Annotated in this window: 1 protein-coding gene; it reads right to left on the bottom strand. The window is 52.9% G+C overall.

Annotated elements, in window-relative coordinates:
- Positions 1–15: 15 nt before the first annotated feature.
- Positions 16–713, bottom strand: a protein-coding gene (locus M8370_RS23420) for an IS1-like element IS1A family transposase (RefSeq protein WP_103215986.1) whose coding sequence is annotated in 2 segments (ribosomal slippage) — positions 16–464 and positions 464–713 — 699 coding nt in all. Because the reading frame shifts where the segments join, the coding sequence is not laid out codon by codon here.
- Positions 714–768 lie beyond the last annotated feature (55 nt).

Here is a 768-nt window from a genome sequence, read left to right as displayed (position 1 = left end):
GGTAATGGTCCCAACTTATTGATAGTGTTTTATGTTCAGATAATGCCCGATGACTTTATCATGCAGCTCCACCGATTTTGAGAACGACAGCGACTTCCGTCCCAGCCGTGCCAGATGCTGCCTCAGATTCAGGTTATGCCGCTCAATTCGCTGCGTATATCGCTTGCTGATTACGTGCAGCTTTCCCTTCAGGCGGGATTCATACAGCGGCCAGCCATCCGTCATCCATATCACCACGTCAAAGGGTGACAGCAGGCTCATAAGACGCCCCAGCGTCGCCATAGTGCGTTCACCGAATACGTGCGCAACAACCGTCTTCCGGAGCCTGTCATACGCGTAAAACAGCCAGCGCTGGCGCGATTTAGCCCCGACGTAGCCCCACTGTTCGTCCATTTCCGCGCAGACGATGACGTCACTGCCCGGCTGTATGCGCGAGGTTACCGACTGCGGCCTGAGTTTTTTAAGTGACGTAAAATCGTGTTGAGGCCAACGCCCATAATGCGGGCGGTTGCCCGGCATCCAACGCCATTCATGGCCATATCAATGATTTTCTGGTGAGTACCGGGTTGAGAGGCGGTGTATGTGAACTGTAATTGCCATGTTTTACGGCAGTGAGAGCAGAGATAGCGCTGATGTCCGGCAGTACTTTTACCGTTACGCACCACCCCGTCAGTAGCTGAACAGGAGGGACAGCTGATAGAAACAGAAGCCACTGGAGCACCTCAAAAACACCATCATACACTAAATCAGTAAGTTGGCAGCATCACC

The sequence above is a fragment of the Enterobacter cloacae complex sp. OE43NF genome, assembly GCF_023544405.1.
Classification (GTDB): domain Bacteria; phylum Pseudomonadota; class Gammaproteobacteria; order Enterobacterales; family Enterobacteriaceae; genus Enterobacter; species Enterobacter cloacae.
This window is presented reverse-complemented; position numbering and strand designations above follow the sequence as displayed.